17 protein-coding genes are annotated in these 17,655 nt (G+C 47.0%); 10 read left to right on the top strand and 7 right to left on the bottom strand.

Annotated features, from left to right (window positions below; genetic code table 11):
* Positions 1-503 precede the first annotated feature (503 nt).
* From F4X88_10440 to F4X88_10430, 3 genes are all read left to right on the top strand, one after another.
* Positions 504-1,520 carry a hypothetical protein gene (locus tag F4X88_10440; GenBank protein MYA56703.1) on the top strand — a complete coding sequence of 339 codons (1,017 nt, stop codon included), beginning with the start codon at positions 504-506 and terminating at the stop codon, positions 1,518-1,520.
* A gap of 280 nt (positions 1,521-1,800) precedes the next feature.
* Entirely contained in the window at positions 1,801-4,692 is a 2,892-nt protein-coding gene (locus tag F4X88_10435; GenBank protein ID MYA56702.1) for a hypothetical protein, read from the top strand.
* 106 nt (positions 4,693-4,798) lie between these two features.
* Positions 4,799-5,647 (top strand): tetratricopeptide repeat protein, encoded by an 849-nt coding sequence (locus tag F4X88_10430; GenBank protein MYA56701.1) that lies wholly within the window; start codon positions 4,799-4,801, stop codon positions 5,645-5,647.
* A gap of 14 nt (positions 5,648-5,661) precedes the next feature.
* Here the strand turns inward: F4X88_10430 and F4X88_10425 are convergent, their stop codons facing one another.
* On the bottom strand, positions 5,662-6,297 hold the full coding sequence (locus tag F4X88_10425; GenBank protein MYA56700.1) for an SGNH/GDSL hydrolase family protein: 636 nt from the start codon (positions 6,295-6,297) through the stop codon (positions 5,662-5,664).
* Between the two features lie 280 nt (positions 6,298-6,577).
* On the opposite strand from F4X88_10425, the gene thiE reads away from it, so the two are divergent.
* The 5 genes from thiE (at position 6,578) to F4X88_10400 (ending at position 11,448) form a co-directional block, all read left to right on the top strand.
* A complete protein-coding gene (gene thiE, locus F4X88_10420; protein MYA56699.1) occupies positions 6,578-7,207 on the top strand; it encodes a thiamine phosphate synthase in 630 nt (209 codons plus the stop codon).
* Between the two features lie 10 nt (positions 7,208-7,217).
* On the top strand, positions 7,218-8,690 hold the full coding sequence (locus F4X88_10415; protein ID MYA56698.1) for a DUF2851 family protein: 1,473 nt from the start codon (positions 7,218-7,220) through the stop codon (positions 8,688-8,690).
* The gene (locus F4X88_10410) at positions 8,662-9,495 is read left to right on the top strand and encodes a methyltransferase domain-containing protein (GenBank protein MYA56697.1); all 834 of its coding nucleotides are present in this window, start codon (positions 8,662-8,664) and stop codon (positions 9,493-9,495) included. Before F4X88_10415 ends, F4X88_10410 begins: the two co-directional genes overlap by 29 nt.
* 163 nt (positions 9,496-9,658) lie before the next feature.
* Positions 9,659-10,378: a LamG domain-containing protein gene (locus F4X88_10405; protein MYA56696.1), complete on the top strand. Its 720-nt coding sequence runs from the start codon at positions 9,659-9,661 to the stop codon at positions 10,376-10,378.
* A 2-nt stretch (positions 10,379-10,380) separates the two neighbouring features.
* Positions 10,381-11,448 carry an exo-alpha-sialidase gene (locus F4X88_10400; GenBank protein MYA56695.1) on the top strand — a complete coding sequence of 356 codons (1,068 nt, stop codon included), beginning with the start codon at positions 10,381-10,383 and terminating at the stop codon, positions 11,446-11,448.
* Between the two features lie 18 nt (positions 11,449-11,466).
* Here the strand turns inward: F4X88_10400 and F4X88_10395 are convergent, their stop codons facing one another.
* The 3 genes from F4X88_10395 to F4X88_10385 form a co-directional block, all read right to left on the bottom strand.
* On the bottom strand, positions 11,467-11,850 hold the full coding sequence (locus F4X88_10395; GenBank protein MYA56694.1) for a hypothetical protein: 384 nt from the start codon (positions 11,848-11,850) through the stop codon (positions 11,467-11,469).
* Positions 11,851-11,980: 130 nt separating this feature from the next.
* Positions 11,981-12,832, bottom strand: a complete 852-nt coding sequence (locus F4X88_10390; GenBank protein ID MYA56693.1) for a phytanoyl-CoA dioxygenase — start codon at positions 12,830-12,832, stop codon at positions 11,981-11,983.
* A gap of 17 nt (positions 12,833-12,849) precedes the next feature.
* Entirely contained in the window at positions 12,850-13,608 is a 759-nt protein-coding gene (locus F4X88_10385; protein MYA56692.1) for a LamG domain-containing protein, read from the bottom strand.
* Positions 13,609-14,688: 1,080 nt separating this feature from the next.
* Here F4X88_10385 and F4X88_10380 point away from each other — a divergent pair.
* Together F4X88_10380 and F4X88_10375 are read left to right on the top strand one after the other, a co-directional pair.
* A complete protein-coding gene (locus F4X88_10380) occupies positions 14,689-15,843 on the top strand; it encodes a transposase (protein MYA56691.1) in 1,155 nt (384 codons plus the stop codon).
* A 76-nt stretch (positions 15,844-15,919) separates the two neighbouring features.
* Positions 15,920-16,711: a hypothetical protein gene (locus F4X88_10375; protein ID MYA56690.1), complete on the top strand. Its 792-nt coding sequence runs from the start codon at positions 15,920-15,922 to the stop codon at positions 16,709-16,711.
* On the opposite strand, the gene F4X88_10370 is transcribed toward F4X88_10375, so the two are convergent.
* The 3 genes from F4X88_10370 to F4X88_10360 form a co-directional block, all read right to left on the bottom strand.
* Positions 16,708-17,094, bottom strand: a complete 387-nt coding sequence (locus tag F4X88_10370) for a hypothetical protein (protein ID MYA56689.1) — start codon at positions 17,092-17,094, stop codon at positions 16,708-16,710. The two genes, F4X88_10375 and F4X88_10370, sit on opposite strands and share 4 nt — an antisense overlap.
* A complete protein-coding gene (locus F4X88_10365) occupies positions 17,012-17,311 on the bottom strand; it encodes a hypothetical protein (protein ID MYA56688.1) in 300 nt (99 codons plus the stop codon). Before F4X88_10365 ends, F4X88_10370 begins: the two co-directional genes overlap by 83 nt.
* On the bottom strand, positions 17,308-17,655 hold a 348-nt coding region (locus F4X88_10360; protein MYA56687.1), incomplete at its 5' end, for a helix-turn-helix domain-containing protein. The genes F4X88_10360 and F4X88_10365, both read right to left, overlap by 4 nt.

Below are 17,655 nucleotides of genomic sequence, written 5' to 3'. Positions count from 1 at the left end.
TCCACTACGGACATGAGTTTGGGGCTTTGGGACTCTTATGTGCTACGCCTACCCAATGGTTGCTTTTTCCGGTTAAGACCGTTTATCTGGCAGATAGGGCAGAAGGTATATATCAGAGATCTCAATTTTAACGCTTTGACTCAAGGAACAATTCCAGCGGAACGCATTTTTCAAGTCACGATGGCGAATGGTCAGATTTACTACGAAAAAGAACCCGCAACATTCCCCCAACGGAAGAAAGACAAAATCGTTTTAGATGTATCTTCAAAAGGGATTTCCCATAGCAAAGTTGAAGAGGTCCAAAAGTTATGGCGAGATGGTGCTTTTCAACAATTGGGTGATACAATTAAAGTTCAAGAACATGTGAGTTTAGCGGGGGTGATTTGTTTGGGGTGTTTATTGACAATATTGTGTAAAACGACCTTAATTACTTACCTACGTTATCTGTTGTGAGATTTTTCCTGTTTACATACATTAAGGTCAACATTTTAAAAAAGGTAAAAATGAGAATCCAATTGAAACCACCGAGAAATCCCTCAAAAATTATCTTTTTCTTTTTTTCTTTATGCGTTGTGGGATTAATAGGTATGATGCGTTGTGCTGAAGCGCAAATCGCCTTTACGTCGGACGGTATGTTGGAGGACAATGTGCTGGACTGGGAACCAAAGATTTATGTGATATCGACTGATAATAAAGATATCCAACAACTCATCCATCATGACCGAGGGGACTGGGGAGCGGCTTGGTCTCCAGATGGGAAACAGATTGCCTGTGCATCTGATCGAGTTGGTCCTGTTAGAATCAATCAACCCCCTAAAATCCTTGAACCCCTTGAAATCTATCTAATACATGTAAGAGAACGGAGTAAAATGAACCTGACGCAACATCTCGCGGATGATAATCATCCAGCGTGGTCTCCAGATGGGAGACAGATTGTCTTCACGTCAAATCGGGATGGGAACTTAGAAATTTATGTGATGAATGCTGATGGCAGCAATCCGATCCGACTCACCGACCATCCGGGTTCTGATAGTAATCCGTCTTGGTCTCCAGATGGAGAACAGATTGCTTTTCAATCTAACCGTATTTTAACCTCAGATATCTTTGTAATGAACGCTGATGGTACGGATATAAGACATATCACTGAGGGACCAGAGTGGGATTTAGAGCCTACGTGGTCTCCGGATGGAAAACGAATTGCCTTTTCGTCTTCACCACGCAATCAGCCTTTTGACATCTATATCATAAACGTGGATCGCACAGATAAGACAAATCTGACCGGCAGCAAATTCGAGGACAGACACCCGACGTGGTCACCAGACGGCATGCAGATTGCCTATTCATCAAGACAAAAAAATGACTTGTATAATATTTATGTGATGAACGCCGATGGGGGCAAGAGGATTGCCCTTGTTGAGAACTTAGAATTGGCTGTCGAACCTGCATGGTCCCCAAAACCATTGGTCGTTTCCCCTCAGGGGAAGTTGTCAACTCTATGGGCAAGAATCAAAAGTAGATAGTAACACGGCTTAAGTTATCTTTTACCCTGCTCAGCGATCAGATTGAATCGGTTGAGGCCGAGGAGCAGGATTCATCTCAACTCATAATTTATCTCCGTTTTTTCAGTGACCTGCCAGAGCAGGAAATAGCGGATCTATTCTATAGTAAACTCATTTGCGCGAAAGTTATGTTGCTCACTTTTGAAAAGGCGAAGGATATCCGAAAATTGCTCCAAAATACCGCTGAATTTGCTACAACAGCGGTTCAAAAGGAAATTCAGGCCTATAGAAACGCATCATCATGCACGTCAGGGGATTGAGGAGTATTTTCGTGAACAGAACACAGTTTATTTTCATTTTTTTTGCTATTCTTTCGGGTGGTTTTTTGGTATACCTGTTTTTGTGGCCGCAAGATTCTCCACAAACAGAACCATTGGAACAGTCAAACTATCAGCCGCTTGAAGGTGAACGGGTGATTACGGTTTTGTATACAGGTAACACCCAGAGTTATCTTGAGCCTTGCGGGTGTTATCCTGGTCAATCAGGAGGTGTCGCGCGTCGTGCTACTTTGATTGATGAAATAAGAATACAAGAAAAGTCTGTTTTGTTGGTAGATGCGGGTGGTATTTTTGAAGGAACTAACTCTCTTGACCAACTACGGGGAAAAGCAAATATGGAGGCAATGGAGGCTATAGGCTATGATGCTATTCTGCTTTCTCCAACCGAATTACAGTTTGGTGATCGTTTTTTAGGAGGGATTGCGACTGAATTACAATTGCCTTTCATCTCAACAAATGATCCGCCTTTATGGCAAAATGGTGAATTCGTTCAACCGGTGTTCACAAAGAAATTAAAGGAAAATGAATTTCTTGTTTTGGGTGCCAGTTACCTTCCAAATCATTCTTTGTCTCACCTAATAGGAAATTTACGACAACAAGTTGCAGCGCAAAAGGGAAATCGTAGGACTGTCATCTTACTAAGTGCATTGAATAAAGCAGACAACCGTCAAATCGCAGATCAACTCAAAGAAATTGATCTTATCATCAGTATGAAACCTAAAGCACGGGGAAGGCAATATGAAACCGTCGAGAAAACAATGATTGCTTACTGTACGCCACAAGGAGAAACCTTAGGAAGAATTGACTTGAAACTCAACGAACATGGAAAAATTATTGATTACCGAGTTCAAGAACTATTTATGGACGAGACAATTCCTGACCAACCCACAGTGAGATCCATTCTACAGACTTTCTATGATAAGATCGCTGCTGACGAAACGCTCCAAGCATTAGGTAAACCTTTATTTACTAATGAATCACTGGAACAAGATAACGCAAATCACTATGTAGGGAGCAACTCCTGTTCTGGTTGTCATCAATCGGAATTTAAGCAATGGCAATCCACGAGACACGCGTTTGCTTTCAATACTTTGTTGAAGGCTCAGAAACATTTCCACCCAGATTGTGTATCGTGTCACGTCGTTGGGTTTGGTTACGAAACGGGGTATACAACGCAAGCAGATCAAAATCACTTCAGGAATGTAGGGTGCGAAACATGCCACGGCCCAGGTGGAAAACACATCGCAAAACCATCCCGACAGAACATTCGAGGAGAAGTTGAGAAGGAAATCTGTCTGGAGTGTCATAACCAGAAACATTCGCCTAACTTTGAAAATCGATTTGAGGTTGCCCTTCCGAAGGTTGATCACAGTCAAGAGGTACCTGATATTCTTGACAAACTCGTAACAGAAATCAAGCAAAAGGAGATAACCACTATGGAGTTGTATGCGATGAGTTTATGTCCTTTTGCAAACGAAGTGAAAAGACAACTCATTCCAATTGTAAAACGTTACAAATCTCAAATTGATTTTAAGATGTTTTACATTGCGGATGATTTCGGCGGGCCAACATACGATCTGACACGTTTTGGCAGTTTACACGGTATTCCAGAAATCTGGGAGAATATTCGTCAATTAATTATAGCCAAACACTATCCTGACGTGTTTTTGGATTACTTGCTCTGCTATACAAAGAATTACCGGAGTTACGAAGGTTGGAAAACATGTGCGAATCGTCTTGGTATTGACCCGGAAAAGGTAGAACAACTCACACGGGCCGGAGAGGGGTTTTCTCTTCTCAGTGATAATATTAAGGGGCATCCTCTTTCAATTCAAGATTCTCCGACGCTAATCGTCAACGGCACCGTCTATAAAAGCAAAGATTTTGGAATCCAGCATTGTAGCGCAACCCAGAGGTCGCAAAGTGAGTATAACGAAGTCGTCCCAATACTTCGCTTCCCACTTGAGGTCACCATCAATCCAAAAGCCTTCAAACTTACCTCGGAACAACAGCATCAGGTAAATAATGCCCGAACAACGATTATTGAAGCAACGAAAAGCAGTTCTCTCACGAAAATGCTAAAGCCAGACGGATTAAAAACGTTGGAAGCACTTGAACCAATTCATGATACACTCACGGAGATGTTGCAGCAACAACCTGAAAATCCGTATTTTGCTATTTTGCTGGGTGAGGCTTACCGTGCTAAGGGCAATTCTCAACAGGCTATAAAATTACACGATCAAATGGGTTTTATCTTGAACCGAGATTGGCTCATAATCGGTCCGTGGATAACTCATAGAGATTATCGCGGACTCACTGCCTTTAACGAGGTATTACCTCCAGAAGAGCGGATTGAATTGAATAAAGAATATAAGACGGTTAGCGAAACCTCGCGGAAGCAGTGGCTTGAAAGAGAAATTCACTGGGTGTATCCTGACTTCGACATTGTGCAGAGTTATGTTGATTTAAGGAGTGTCCTCAAAACAAGCACTATGGCTTGTTATGCGCTCAGTTATGTAAAATTACCTGTGCCAGTCAAATCACAGATGCGTCTCGGTGTTAGCGGGGCACTGAAAGTTTGGGTCAATGATAAGCTGGTATATTTCAATCCGAATCAAAAGTATGGATTGCGAGTTGACGAATACATCGTCCCTGTGGAATTAAAAAGTGGACTGAATAAGATCCTCGTAAAAGTGGTTCAAAGGGGGGAGAAAGTAACCGGGTTTTATCTCCGATTCACAGATAAGAACGGGAAACCCCTTGATAATGTGGAGGTCGCTCTTCCACCTGAAGCGGTACATCTACCCAGAAAACATTCGATGTTATGGCATGTATATTCCCAAAAACCCAAATAAGTCACCAGCGCGGTAATATTGCATTGGGTGAACTCCTCTAAGCATTTAGCATGAATTGGAAAAACAAATAGATATTTGATGAAAAGTCTTTTAGACACGGAGTTTTATGACAGCGGCATCTCTTTTTCTTTCCATCATTGTGTTCGCAATTAGCAGTGGCTCTGACGAGGAAAGTCAGCACCGTTACGCAGAGCACCTTTTTGAATCGGGCGATTATCGGGCGGCACGGTTGGCATACAAACGCCTCCTCTTCTATCGACCTGACACGGAATTCAGGGATGTGGCGGATTACCGGATCGCACAGAGTTATTACTACCAAAACCGACCTGAGCGTGCTGAACACCTGCTTCGTGAATTTTTAGCCGTTTATCCGAATTCACCTTTTCGGTTTCGGAGCCAGTTGATGATTGGGCAGCTCCATTTTGATGCCGGTGAATACTCACTGGCGCGAACGGCACTCTTTGAACTTCTGCATTCGACTGAAGATATAGAGGTAGTGGCAGCAGCACACTATCTGCGTGGTTGGTGTTACGTTCGGACATCCGATTGGGACAAGGCTATTGCGGAATTGCGACGAGTAGGAACCCCACAGGCTGCTGCACCGCATGGAAAAAATGCGCGTCAATTGGCGGACATACTTCTTGAAAAAACACCACTTCCACACAAATCGCCGCAATTAGCTGGATGGTTGTCCACAATCGTTCCCGGAAGCGGGCAGCTCTATGTAGGGAGAGTCAAAGAAGGTGTTCTCGCAGCAGTTTTGGGTGGGACATTCATGTATCTTGTCGCGGATGCCATTCGTGAACGCCGTTATGTTGACGGCGCGGGTATCTCCTTGATCGGAGGCCAATTTTATTGGGGCAATCGTGTCGAAGCACAACGATTTGCCTCCGAATATAATTCGCATCGTGAGCGTGAGTTAATTGAGGCATTGAAAAAATCATCGGGACGATAGATACGCTGCCTCGTTCACCACGCGGCTTGCTTGAGAAATTCCAGTGCCATCAACGTATGTCCCTCTGCATTTGGATGGACACCGTCTTGCGTTGTCCAGAGGGCACCGGGACGGGCAGCGACCGCGTTCTCAAAAGCGGTACTCGTCGGAATCAACCGTGCCTCAAATTCTTCCGCCAGTCTATGAATACTTGCGTTGTAAGCGTCTGTGTCCAATGGACGCGGTGTCTCAACGTCTTCTGCGACATAGAAAATTTCAAAAAGAAAAAGTGGCGCGTCTAATTCAGTTTTCGCACGTGTGAGAATCCGTCGATAGCAGTCCTCCCACATCGGCAGATAGTCTGACGTTGGAACACCTTCCATGTGCTGCCGACTCGCATTGTTGATGCCGATTTTCACCGAAAGCCATTCCGGTTTTTCGTCAATCACGTCGATATCCCATCGGCTTTCCAAACCTTCTACGATGTCCCCACCAATGCCTTTATTGACGTAGGTGATGCGACGTTCCGGGTATTTCGCAGTGATGAGTTCGGTTATTTTGCGGACATAGCCGTGTCCCAATGGCGCGTAGGCATCACGCCGTCCGCAGTCTGTAATGCTATCCCCGATAAAAAGCACTTTATCTCCGGATTGAAATAATAAATTGTTCACAAAGTGTCTCCCAGATGTGTTATACTAAATTAGTTATCGACTATCAGAGTTAAGGGGTATCCAAGGAACGGTTATCAGGTGCCAGAGGATGTCATTTTTCGAGAACCCCTTACCTAATAACTGAAAGGTTTTTCGGAGACGGGGAAGCCCATAAGGGCTTCATACCCGGGGAATGCCATAAGGCATTCATACCGTTGATTCTGATTCATCGCATTCTCACTGCGAAGCAAACTGACAAACCAATAACTATAATCTACCACATTTTGAGTGACATGCCAATATGAAAGACATCGGCGTTTTACACGTCATCACGGATACGACGCTACAATCTCGATTTACGCACGCCGAATTGGCGGCGTTGGCAATTGAAGGCGGTGCAGATACGGTGCAATTCCGGCAGAAACAAGGGACGACGCGCGAATTAATAGCGATGGCACAATCCATGCAAGCCGTATGTTCAAGACACACTGTGCCGTTGATTGTGAACGATAGAGCCGATATTGCCTTGGCTGTTGGGGCGACGGGGGCACACTTTGGACAAGACGATATGCCTGTTTCTATCGGAAGACGGATGCTATCTCCAGAGGCAATCCTTGGCGCATCTGCCCGAACCGAAGAGAAAATACTCGCCGCAATTTCAGAAGGGGCTGACTACATCGGGTATGGACCTATCTATGGAACCACTTCAAAGCCAGACGCGGAAACGGCGAAGGGGTTAGAGAGGCTCCGCCGAATGTGCGACATCGCGGCGTGTCCGGTTATCGCAATCGGTGGGATTGGTATTCAGACCGCAGGTGAAGTCATTCGGGCAGGGGCGCACGGCATCGCCGTAATTTCCGCTGTTTGCGCCCACCCTGAACCACAAGTCGCAACGCGGGCATTGCTGAACGAAATTCAGGAGGCGAAGTAGAGCAGAACAGATGGAAACATATATAGATGATGCAGTCGAGATTGAACGCCTCTTTAAACGCTTCAGAGAAATTAATGAGACTTATAAGCCGGATCTCGATAAGATCGATGAAGCCTTCGTTCAGAAATTGTGGCATGAGCAACGCTTTTTTGATACCAACATGGCATCAATTGATAGACGCGCGATTCGCGTGCTAAAACCTGGAATCTGGAATCATAACGAAGGTCCTGATTTTATGCACGCCGAGGTTGAGATTGATGGAAAACTCCACGTCGGCGATGTCGAGATTCATGTCCAATCTTCGGAGTGGTATACGCACAAGCATCACCTCAATTCCAGATATAATCGTGTTATACTGCATGCTGTGTATTTTGACGATGACATCAATCTGCGGATTCGGCTCCAGAACAACAAGCGCGTGCCGACCTTAGAACTGCTGAAATGGGTCGCGGCGGATACCGGTGATTTGTACGACAATACCCAAAATACGGGGACTGAAAATGGAATCTGTCGAGTGACGGGAAAGCAGCTGAACATAGAGGTCCTGAAAGGGGTCTTTGAATCTTTAGGACGTGAACGGTTTTTGGAAAAGACAGCGTCGATGCGTTTGTTAAGAACGCGCCTTGATTTCGAGCAACTTCTCTACGAAGGGATCATGGAGGCGTTGGGATACGAACGCAACAGCAAGGCGTTGAGAGAATTGGCGCAGCACGTCCCGCTCTCTGATCTCGATCAGAAATCTGAACTGGAGATTCAAGCGATCCTTTTTGGAGTCGCCGGACTCTTACCCTCACAAAGGGAGGAACCCCTGCCTCCGGAGGTAACAGACGATCCGAGTGTTGTAGCGTTAGAAGAATTGTGGCGTGGATCAGAATATGCTGAACTTTCCCCACGTATGACAGAAGCACGCTGGAGCTTCACTGGGAGGCCCCTGAACTCTCCTACCCGACGCATTGCCGCGATAAGCCAGTTAATCCATCGTTCACAAGGCAGTCTGATGATGTATTTTCTGCCGATCTGTGAAAAGGTTGTGGCTGCAGACACGCGAAAGTCGTTACGCGCTATCGAAAAAGAGGTGACAAATCTACTGATGATAGAACCCATCGGCTACTGGGAAAAGCACGCTAACTTCGGGACAGGCGGCACTCGGAACGCGGTGTTGATTGGAAAGAGTCGGGCTATAGACATCATCGTCAATAAAATTTTACCAGTCGCCTATGTTTGGGCAATTGAAGCGAATAGTCAGAAATTGCAGGACGGACTCCTAAGACTTTACAGTGTCGCCTCCAAATCAACAGGCAATCAGATTATCCGTAAAATTGATAAACAGATTTTCACAGAGACGCAGCGGATGCGTCTTTTGAAACCGACTGCTAAAATTGAGCAGGGGATCATCCGTCTCCATAAAAATTATTGTGCTGACTGGCTCTGCGACCTATGCCCTATTTTAGAGCATGACGCGGTTTTCTCGGAGGAAGGTTAGTATGGGTTCGCAGGTTACCCCCTTAACGGATGAATCCTATTGGACGACGCTTTGGGACGGTCAACAGCATAAGATTCGTCATCTGCGGTGGGTGTATGTCGCGAACCGACAACTCGCGAAGCTGTTCGATCGGGCACTTGCAGGTGTTAAACAACCGACGCTCATTGAGTTGGGATGCGCCGATTCATTGTGGCTCCCGTATCTCGGGCAAAAGTATGGAAGTGACGCTTACGGCGTCGATTTTTCAGAGTTGGGGTGTCAACTCGCCCAACGCAATCTTGCCCTCGCGGGTGTGGAAGGAACGATTCTCTGTGAAGATCTGTTCGCATTCGCCAAAAGACATCACTCGACGTTTGACTTCGTTTACTCGATGGGATTGATTGAGCATTTCAGCACACCGCAAGCGATCTTAGAGGAGATGTACAACCTCCTCAAACCCGGTGGAACAATGCTCACGGTGACACCGAATCTACGGGGTATGTATACGCCGATCGCCCGCGTCGCGAGTCCGAAACTTCTTGCGACGCACAAAGTAATTTTGCCGACTGACCTCGCTTCGGCGTTGCGAGACACAGAGTTTCAGGTCACGGCGTTCGGGTATACAGGCGGTCCTTTGAAATTGAGCGTTGTCGATTATTCGCCGTGGCGAGCAGTCCTCGGTAGATGGGGGCATGAAGTGCTTTGTAAGTGTGTCAATCTGACGGATATCGTCCTTGGTAATTTCTTAGTAGGGCTTCGTGTGCCGAACCAACAATTAACTTCGCCGTATGTATACGCACTTTCCACAAAACCAAATAGAGGATGATTCAAGAACAGGGTATCATTTTTTTTATTAGCAAGTTTCACCGTTGAATTTGATGTTTTGAAGTCTAATAGGATCGGAAGGTTGGAAGTTGAAGAAGAAGCAAACATGTGAACGGGCTTTGTAAGCCCGAAACTACAATCTAACCTGAATAGGAGGATATCTCATGAAAACGTTATGTCTTTTAGCAATCACAGTGCTTTGTGTCTCTGTGGCGATGGCAGAGGAGACCTTCTTTTCTGCATTGGAGAGCAAAGCGGAAGTTGAAAAAGAGGGTGGCACGGTCGATGGCGGAACCTTCAAACCCGGTAAATTTGGCAACGGTTTCGTTAGCGAAGCCGTTGGCGATGTTATCCATTTCCCTGTGGAAGACCGTTTTGTTAACCTCGACGAAGGCACCGTTGAGTTGTGGGTAACGATGGGTATGGACACCAGTTCCATCACAGGTGAGCTTTTCACGTTCATGACCTATAAACGCGGCACCGATGCGGTATTTCTGCAGTTTAACAATGGTGGGATCGCACAGATGCGGATTAAAAGCGCAGGCTCATGGCATAACGCCAACAGTGCAGAACTCAAGTGGCAAGAGGGAGAGCATCACCACATGGCAGGCACATGGGGACCCGACGGCTTGAAACTCTATTTAGATGGCAGGCTGGAAGGTGAAGCTCCCTTCAAAAAGGGTCCGACCGTGTTCGCTGAAACCTTTGAGATTAACAACGCCTCTCCACCCGACCCCAAATTCCCAACGAATTGTGTCGTTGATGGCGTGCGACTCTCCGATCATCAGAAGGACCCCGATGAGTTTGTGATGGATGATCCGGCAGATGTACAACCGATTGGAAAGCTCGCAACGACCTGGGCACGCCTGAAAGGGGACTTGTAAGTATGTACAAAACGGAAAGTCCACTTTACACAGCGGGGACAGAGGGATACCATACATTCCGAATCCCCGCGCTTGTCCGGTCAAACGAGGGAACGCTATTGGCGTTCTGTGAGGGCAGGCGCACAGGGGGCGGAGATTCTGGAGACATCGATATTGTCCTGAAACGGAGTTTCGACAACGGCGAGCGTTGGCAACCGATGCAAGTCGCCGTTTCCACAGGAACCGATACGGATGGCAATCCTGCCCCAGTGGTTGATCGCGACACGGGGACCATCTATCTGCTTTTCTGCAAAAATCTCGCTGATGGCGCCGAGGGCAAGATTGTTGCCGGCGAAGCACCCCGCACGGTTTGGGTGACCGCCAGTAACGACGACGGAGAAACCTGGTCAGAACCGAAAGAAATCACAGCCACGACCAAGAACGAAGACTGGACGTGGTATGCAACCGGTCCCTGCCACGGGATTCAACTCGCAAACGGCAGATTCGTCATTCCGTGTGACCATGTGCTTGGAAACAGCCGGGACTACGCGCAATACGGCTACTCGCACCTGATTGTTAGCGACGATCACGGTGAAACGTGGCGGATTGGGGGCAAGGCGCAACCGGGGACGAATGAATCCGTTGTCGTTGAAACTGTGGACGGTGGACTCTATTTCAACTGTCGAAACTACGTCGCACCGAAGCGGCGGGCATACGCGAGAAGCAGTGATGGGGGCGATACATTCACAGAATACGGTTACGAAGAGGCCCTTATTGAACCGATCTGTCAAGCGAGTATGGTGCGCTATACGGATGCGAATCAGCACGATAAGAACCGCGTCCTGTTCTCTAACCCGGCCAGCACGAGTCGTGAACGGATGACGATTCGTATCAGTTACGATGAGTGTCAAAGTTGGAATAGCGGCAAAGTCTTGCACGCGGGTCCCGCGGCGTATTCCGATCTCTGTATCGATTCAGACATGAATATATGCTGCCTCTATGAGCGTGGCGAAGAGAGGCCGAACGAGGCGTTGTCATTCGCAAAGTTCGATCTGGCGTGGCTGACAGATGGAGAAGATGCGTTGGTGTGATGCGATTCGGTTCCCGCTTTACGAAAAGAAAAACGACTTGATGAGTGCCAAAATCGCTATAGTCGTAGAGACAATAATACCTCCGATTTTCCACCGTTCGTTGGTATCCGTCTTACGCTCGCCTATGTTGGTGATAACCCCATCCATTTTGGCTTCCACCCGTCGTAAATCTATTTTTACTTCGGATTCCACCCGTTGCAAATCCGTTGTCAGCTTGGATTCTATGCGTTCTAAACTTGCGGCCAGTTTCACATCCGCAGTTTCCGATCGGCGGCGGTCATCAGCTTGTTGTAATTTCACATCGGTTATATCTTTCTGTAGACCGCCGACATTTTTCCGTAAGTCTTTTACATCTTCTGCAAGTTCGGATAACTTTTGTAGAATCAATTCATCTCTATCCATTTGGATGTGCCTCCAATTTCCATCAGCCCGCGTCTTGTTTAAGCATTTTTCTTAATTATCCGATATGCTGCCCCAAAATTCAAGGAAAAACGCCATAAGAAAACACGGACGGTGAGATTCCCAAAAGTTTCTATCGCACGTATTCCTCCCCACGATGCTCAGCAATCCAAGTCTTTAGTGGCACATCCGCATCTGTGGGCTGCCACCACCCTTTAATGTCTACACCGTCTCCCAGCAACTGCCGTCGAATGGGATCGCATTTCTCAAGGATTTCGGGGGGCATGAGGTTGTAATCCAAGCCACGCAACCAACGATAACTATACCCCATAAATAGAACCTTCCGAGTTGCATCCGAGAAATTCCAGCCGCGTGAGTGCCACATCCGTCGATCGAATAGCACTGCTGTCCCGCGCTTGACGGTCAGATCTATCGCACCTTCCGGATCACCATCAGGATCGTTCTCGTTGTTCGGTGGACGGGTGTCCAGTTTATGGCTACACGGGACAATGCGCATCGCACCGTTGTCGCGGTGGGTAACGTCGCTCAACCAATAGCTAACTTTCAGTGAAAGTCGGGGGTGTGGACGCTCCATTTCCGGCACAGGTCTACCCCCGTCTTGATGCCAATGCGCCCCTTTGCGAACCCGCGGCTTGTCGGGCGGTTCGGGCGGATACATGATGAGGTGTGAGATGTAAAGTTGGATGTTCCATCCCAGAATGTCCCAGAGCAGCGGAAAGACCTTTTTGTTATCAAGCAGCTCCAACAGGACATCGTCTTCAATGACCGTGCGGAACTTCGACAACAATTCGTGCGATGCTAAACCCGTTTTGACACGCTCTTCCGCATCAAGCCGATCTGCGACGACCTCTAATGCGTCTACCATCTCAGGGCTTATAGCGTCTTCGACAATAAGGTAACCCTCGTCATTGAATGCCTTGAGTTGTTCTTCCGTAGCACAATAGTCAAGCCAACTTGTATCCATTGTTGTTCTCCCAATTGCTAACGGCGGATTTGGGTTTTAATCCGTCCCCATGTCGTTGTGAGTTTTCCAGTGACTTCAACGGCAAACGCGATGCCTTCCATATCCGCTTGAATCTGTTCTTCCGTGATTGCGATGTTGAGAATGCGGAGTTCATCAAGCGTTCCATCAAGCCAGATATTTTCATTTGCTTTCTTCCCGATCCAGACTGAGGCTTCATTTTCGTTGATGTCCCCTTTTCGCGGGACTTCTCCGTCCAGTTCACCATCCAGATATATACGAATCTCTGAGCCATCGTAGACCATAGCGAGATGATGCCACGTGTCCACCTTCATCGGGGTTGCGCCTTGTGCCACAGCAGCAGCACCGGGAGCGGTATAGACGAATCCGCGGATTTTTCCGCCGGGTGTATCAAAACCCCAACCGCTTTCAGGGACAGAGCCTTTCCGCGCAATCGGTGGATGTCCAGCTGGAAATGAAGCCGGTTTGAACCACGCCTCGATTGTCAGTTCATCGCCGCCAGGGAAGAGACTTTCGTGATGTGGCACTTCAATAAGACTACTCGCGCCATCAAAGGTCAACGCGCCACCGAGTTTTCCATCCTTCGTCCATTCAGCATCGGTGATTTCACCATGATTCTCAAACTCGGAGAGGTCTGTTGCTTCATCAGCTGTCTCTTCATCAAAGAGGTATAACAACACGGTCTCCTCTTCAAACGCAGCGAAACAATTAACACTGAGAAGCAACGCGCATGTTGCAAGTATTAGCATCCGGGTCATTTCCTAAGCCTCCTTACGTTATGTTCTAATACCATTTCTGAATAACCGTTTCTCATTAGCGAAAACCCGCTCGTAGGGGCGAGGTCCCCTCGCCCGTCTAATCCGTCCGAATCCTCATAGCATTTCAAAATCTCTGAAATGCGAATTTATTTTTCAGATTTGGTATAAGAACTGCCTTCAGAACATCTATGTTTATTGTATCAAAAAAATGAAATTTTGTCAGATGTTTTGATGGATGTATCTGTTTTATGTCTTACCAGATAGATGCGGATATGTGTATTCATAGATTTTCGGCTCAATTTCTGGGATAACCGCTAAAATTTTCAGGTTTTTTGTAAAAAAGTGAAAAAAATGCGGTTTTACTCTTAACTTTTTTCGTTTCGGTGTCATATACAGTGATAAATGCGATCGGTTGTGTCGTGGTTACATTCTAAAGGTTATCAATTCCCAATTAAAGGAGTTTATTATGTCCGCGAATCGCGTTAGAATCATTCTGTCGGTATTAATTTTAGCCTGTCTTATGTTTGGGATTTTTCCTACGCAATTACAATAGGTAGAGGCAGGTATTATTAGGACAACGATAACCGACAATTATTATCTTTGTGTGCAAACCGACGGTGTTACCTGTCAAAACAGCAATTGGGTTACATCTGATCACTATGAACCGTGGTGGCATAAGTACAACCCTTTCCATTCATCGCATAATACCTCGTATGTCTATCGAACGCAATCGACTGTAGACGATGTCGAAAGTTGTTCGGATTGTGACAGTTAGGTAAACACGCAGTATGCGGTAGAGGCTGCAAATCAGTTTCTATCGCACACTTATCAACCCCTTCGGTTCTAAAACTCCCTCGCTTTAGCGGGGAGATACAGAACCGCTTTAGTGAATTAGACCTGCAGTCGCTCCGATCACGATCATCGTGATGGGAGCAGACTTGCACGCGTTTTTTGAAAAAACACTTGACTTTTTTTGTAAATTGTGGTTTAATATTCTTACATGGTGGCGGTGGATTCTACCTCCTGCAAGGGAGTGCCACCGCACCGTTTAGAATCGGTCTCACCCTGTAAAGGAACACCATGTATACCACAAATTACAAACTCTTTCGTGCGCCACGTAATCGAAATCTGAAGCGAAAAACGTGGATAGCACACACACTATGGAACTACTTTCTCGGTTGGCAACGCACCCGCTATGCTCTTGGGCTGCCGTATCTGTCCTATCGTGAGATGTCTCGTGAGTTCACGATTCTGCGTAAATCTCACCCTGATATGTTTGCACATTGGCGCGAGTTGGATTCTTGGGCTGCGCGTCAAATTCTCAAACGTCTTGATGAAGGTTATCAGCGGTTCTTTAAGAAAATCGCCAAACGTCCTCCGAGGTTCCGCTCGTTTCGTAAACCGTACTCGTTTACGATGTGTCCATCTGGATACAAGTTTGCGAAACCTGTTGCGGGCGATAAAGGTTTTGGAATCTATTCCGACCGAGTAACGATCATGGGAAAAACGTACCGATTTAACCTGAGTCGTCCCATCTTTGGGAACATCAAAACTGTCACGATCAAAGAAGATGCACTTGGCGATTTCTATATGTCTGTTGTTACGGATCATCGCAGATGCCATCTCAAGCCCATGACGGGTAACGCTGCGGGGTTTGATATGGGAGTCAAAACGATGTTGACCTGCTCCAACGGAAAACAGTATGAATCGCCTCATTTTTTCACCGAATCCCTTGAGAACGTCAGAACAGCGAATCGCCAATTGTCGACAAAACAACACGGAAGCAACAACCGAGAACGCGCAAGACAACACCACGCGCGCATGCACCGCAAGGTTGCAAGGCAACGTGAGGATCACCATTGGAAACTCGCACTTGAACTTGTGCGTAGATTTGATGTGCTGTTCTTTGAGACCTTGAACCTTGATGGCATGAAACGTCTCTGGGGTCGCAAAGTCTCTGATATAGGCTTCTATGCATTTTTGCAGAAACTGAAGTGGCAAGCAAAGAAACGTGGTAAGCGTGTTGAATGCATTGACCAATGGCAGCCCACCACTTCTGTTTGCCATATCTGCGATACACGTGTTTCGCTCGAATTGAATGATAGAACATGGACGTGTGATCATTGTAAGACTCACCATGACCGCGATCTTAATGCGGCTATAAATATCCTTAAGGTTGGGGCATCAACCTTTGGAGTAGAAGGTGTCAGACTTGCTATAGCAAGCAACCTTTGAGGATACCAGAATCTCCAAGCTTTAGCTTGGAGAGTATGTCAAAAGTCGCACAAATTTTACATTCAGGAGACGAAAAATGAAAAGGTTGCAAAAAGGAATGTTAAGAGTGGCATTGTGCTGTGTTCTGTTTGCGATTGCGTGTGGGATATATACTGAGTTTGACAAGAAGCGTTTCAGGAAAAGTCTGCAGCCACTTTCATTAGTTGAGGAGAATCCTGTTCATACCCACCAGGGCGGAGACTCACAAACGCATACCGATGTACCGATAATGGATACCGTCATTTCTACGATAGAAAGTCCTACGGGAGATTATGATTGGCGCAGTGATGATATGAATGCTCCTACTGATTTGGCAGATAATACGGACCCTTGGGAAAACTGGTGGGAGCACATCGAGAACCAAGAATTGAGTGCTGATGTTCCCGAAGATGTGGAAGACTATCCACCCAAAGATTGGCATAGAACGACCGATCCTGTCTTATTTGCTGAATACTATCGCGCACAATTGACGAATCAATTTGGGGATCTGCCTCAGGTTGATATTCTTGCTGATGGATACATGAAAATAAAAGCAGAAATTCCTATGACGCTTGATGAAAAAATAGAGCACGTTGAGGCGATGTATGACCTCTTTCCCGATGAAAAAACTCGGGAGACGATCGCATTCTTGAAAGAATGGAAAGCCTCAGGAAACCCCTTCAAAATGGAGTTTGGACCGCCACCGCCTTCACCGCCCGCTGATCAATTTCTCGATATCAAACCCTTCGTAGAACGCTATGGATGGGAAGATGGTATCGCGAAGTTCAGACAGATCAATCCTGAGCGAGTTGTTGAGTTTGAACGAATTGTTAATCAACATCAACATTAATCGACGCGGTTCGCCGTCTGATTGCGATACACCTGCCACGCCTCGACTTCTGCTCGAAGTGTCTCTACGTCAGGGATCCGACGGTTCAGACATTGCCTTGAGAGAACACTGAGTTCAATCTCTGCGATGTTCAACCAACTCCCATGTTTTGGGGTGTGGACGATCTCTAACCGTGAAGACAATCGCTGTGCCTCCTGAGCCTCAAACGCTTTGTAGAGAGAGGCGATTTTATGCGTATTGAGATTATCACAGACCAATGTCACCCGCAAGGCATCGGGATACACTTCATCTAAGAGGTGTCTAACTTCCGCTGCCCAATCGACAGCGGTGTGGCGGTCTCGGATCGAGACGCGTCGCCACCCTTGAAAAGGCGCGGTAAACATGAAAGCAGAAGTCCGTGCCTCGGCGTTTATATTCGTAATCTATGCGTGCGATGCGTCCGGGTTTGCCCGGCACAGGAGCCCGAAGGTGTTGGTGCAACACCACAGGGCGTTCATCCATGGCAACAACGGGACGCTTCGGGTCTTTGGGACGCGCGTAAACGTCTAAGACCTGCTCCATTGCGACAACGAAGTCGGCATCTTCATCAGGAGGGATCACCCAATACTGCCTCCGGTGCGGGCGTAGTTCGTTTTTTTTAGCGTCTGTCGGACGGTTTCAATAGAGAGACTCTCAACGATTTCAAGTCCAACGAGCTCATCGGCAAGGAGTTGTAACGTCCAGCGTGCAAACCCTTTTGGCGGATCGCTACACGCCAAGGCGATCAACCGTGCCTCGCCTGAACCGTCAAGTTTTGGCGGGTGAGACGGGCGACTTTGGGGTTTCCGCTCCAAGGCAGCGAAGCGCTCGCCGGTGGTGTAGGAATGTTTGCAACCGCGCTTCTTAAACCTGGGGAAGCCTGCGCGCTTTTCTTTCCAATTCTCTATCGCACCACCAAGATTTTT

Source organism: Candidatus Poribacteria bacterium, assembly GCA_009839745.1.
GTDB lineage: Bacteria > Poribacteria > WGA-4E > WGA-4E > WGA-3G > WGA-3G.
This window is presented reverse-complemented; position numbering and strand designations above follow the sequence as displayed.

Bases quoted from the DNA above. Each gene is read 5' to 3' on its own strand.
- F4X88_10370 (MYA56689.1), bottom strand. From the start codon at position 17,094: ATGTTTACCGCGCCTTTTCAAGGGTGGCGACGCGTCTCGATCCGAGAC.
- F4X88_10405 (MYA56696.1), top strand. From the start codon at position 9,659: ATGAAAACGTTATGTCTTTTAGCAATCACAGTGCTTTGTGTCTCTGTG.
- thiE (MYA56699.1), top strand. From the start codon at position 6,578: ATGAAAGACATCGGCGTTTTACACGTCATCACGGATACGACGCTACAA.
- F4X88_10415 (MYA56698.1), top strand. From the start codon at position 7,218: ATGGAAACATATATAGATGATGCAGTCGAGATTGAACGCCTCTTTAAA.
- F4X88_10385 (MYA56692.1), bottom strand. From the start codon at position 13,608: ATGACCCGGATGCTAATACTTGCAACATGCGCGTTGCTTCTCAGTGTT.
- F4X88_10395 (MYA56694.1), bottom strand. From the start codon at position 11,850: ATGGATAGAGATGAATTGATTCTACAAAAGTTATCCGAACTTGCAGAA.
- F4X88_10410 (MYA56697.1), top strand. From the start codon at position 8,662: ATGACGCGGTTTTCTCGGAGGAAGGTTAGTATGGGTTCGCAGGTTACC.
- F4X88_10430 (MYA56701.1), top strand. From the start codon at position 4,799: ATGACAGCGGCATCTCTTTTTCTTTCCATCATTGTGTTCGCAATTAGC.
- F4X88_10440 (MYA56703.1), top strand. From the start codon at position 504: ATGAGAATCCAATTGAAACCACCGAGAAATCCCTCAAAAATTATCTTT.
- F4X88_10375 (MYA56690.1), top strand. From the start codon at position 15,920: ATGAAAAGGTTGCAAAAAGGAATGTTAAGAGTGGCATTGTGCTGTGTT.
- F4X88_10435 (MYA56702.1), top strand. From the start codon at position 1,801: ATGCACGTCAGGGGATTGAGGAGTATTTTCGTGAACAGAACACAGTTT.
- F4X88_10390 (MYA56693.1), bottom strand. From the start codon at position 12,832: ATGGATACAAGTTGGCTTGACTATTGTGCTACGGAAGAACAACTCAAG.
- F4X88_10380 (MYA56691.1), top strand. From the start codon at position 14,689: ATGTATACCACAAATTACAAACTCTTTCGTGCGCCACGTAATCGAAAT.
- F4X88_10400 (MYA56695.1), top strand. From the start codon at position 10,381: ATGTACAAAACGGAAAGTCCACTTTACACAGCGGGGACAGAGGGATAC.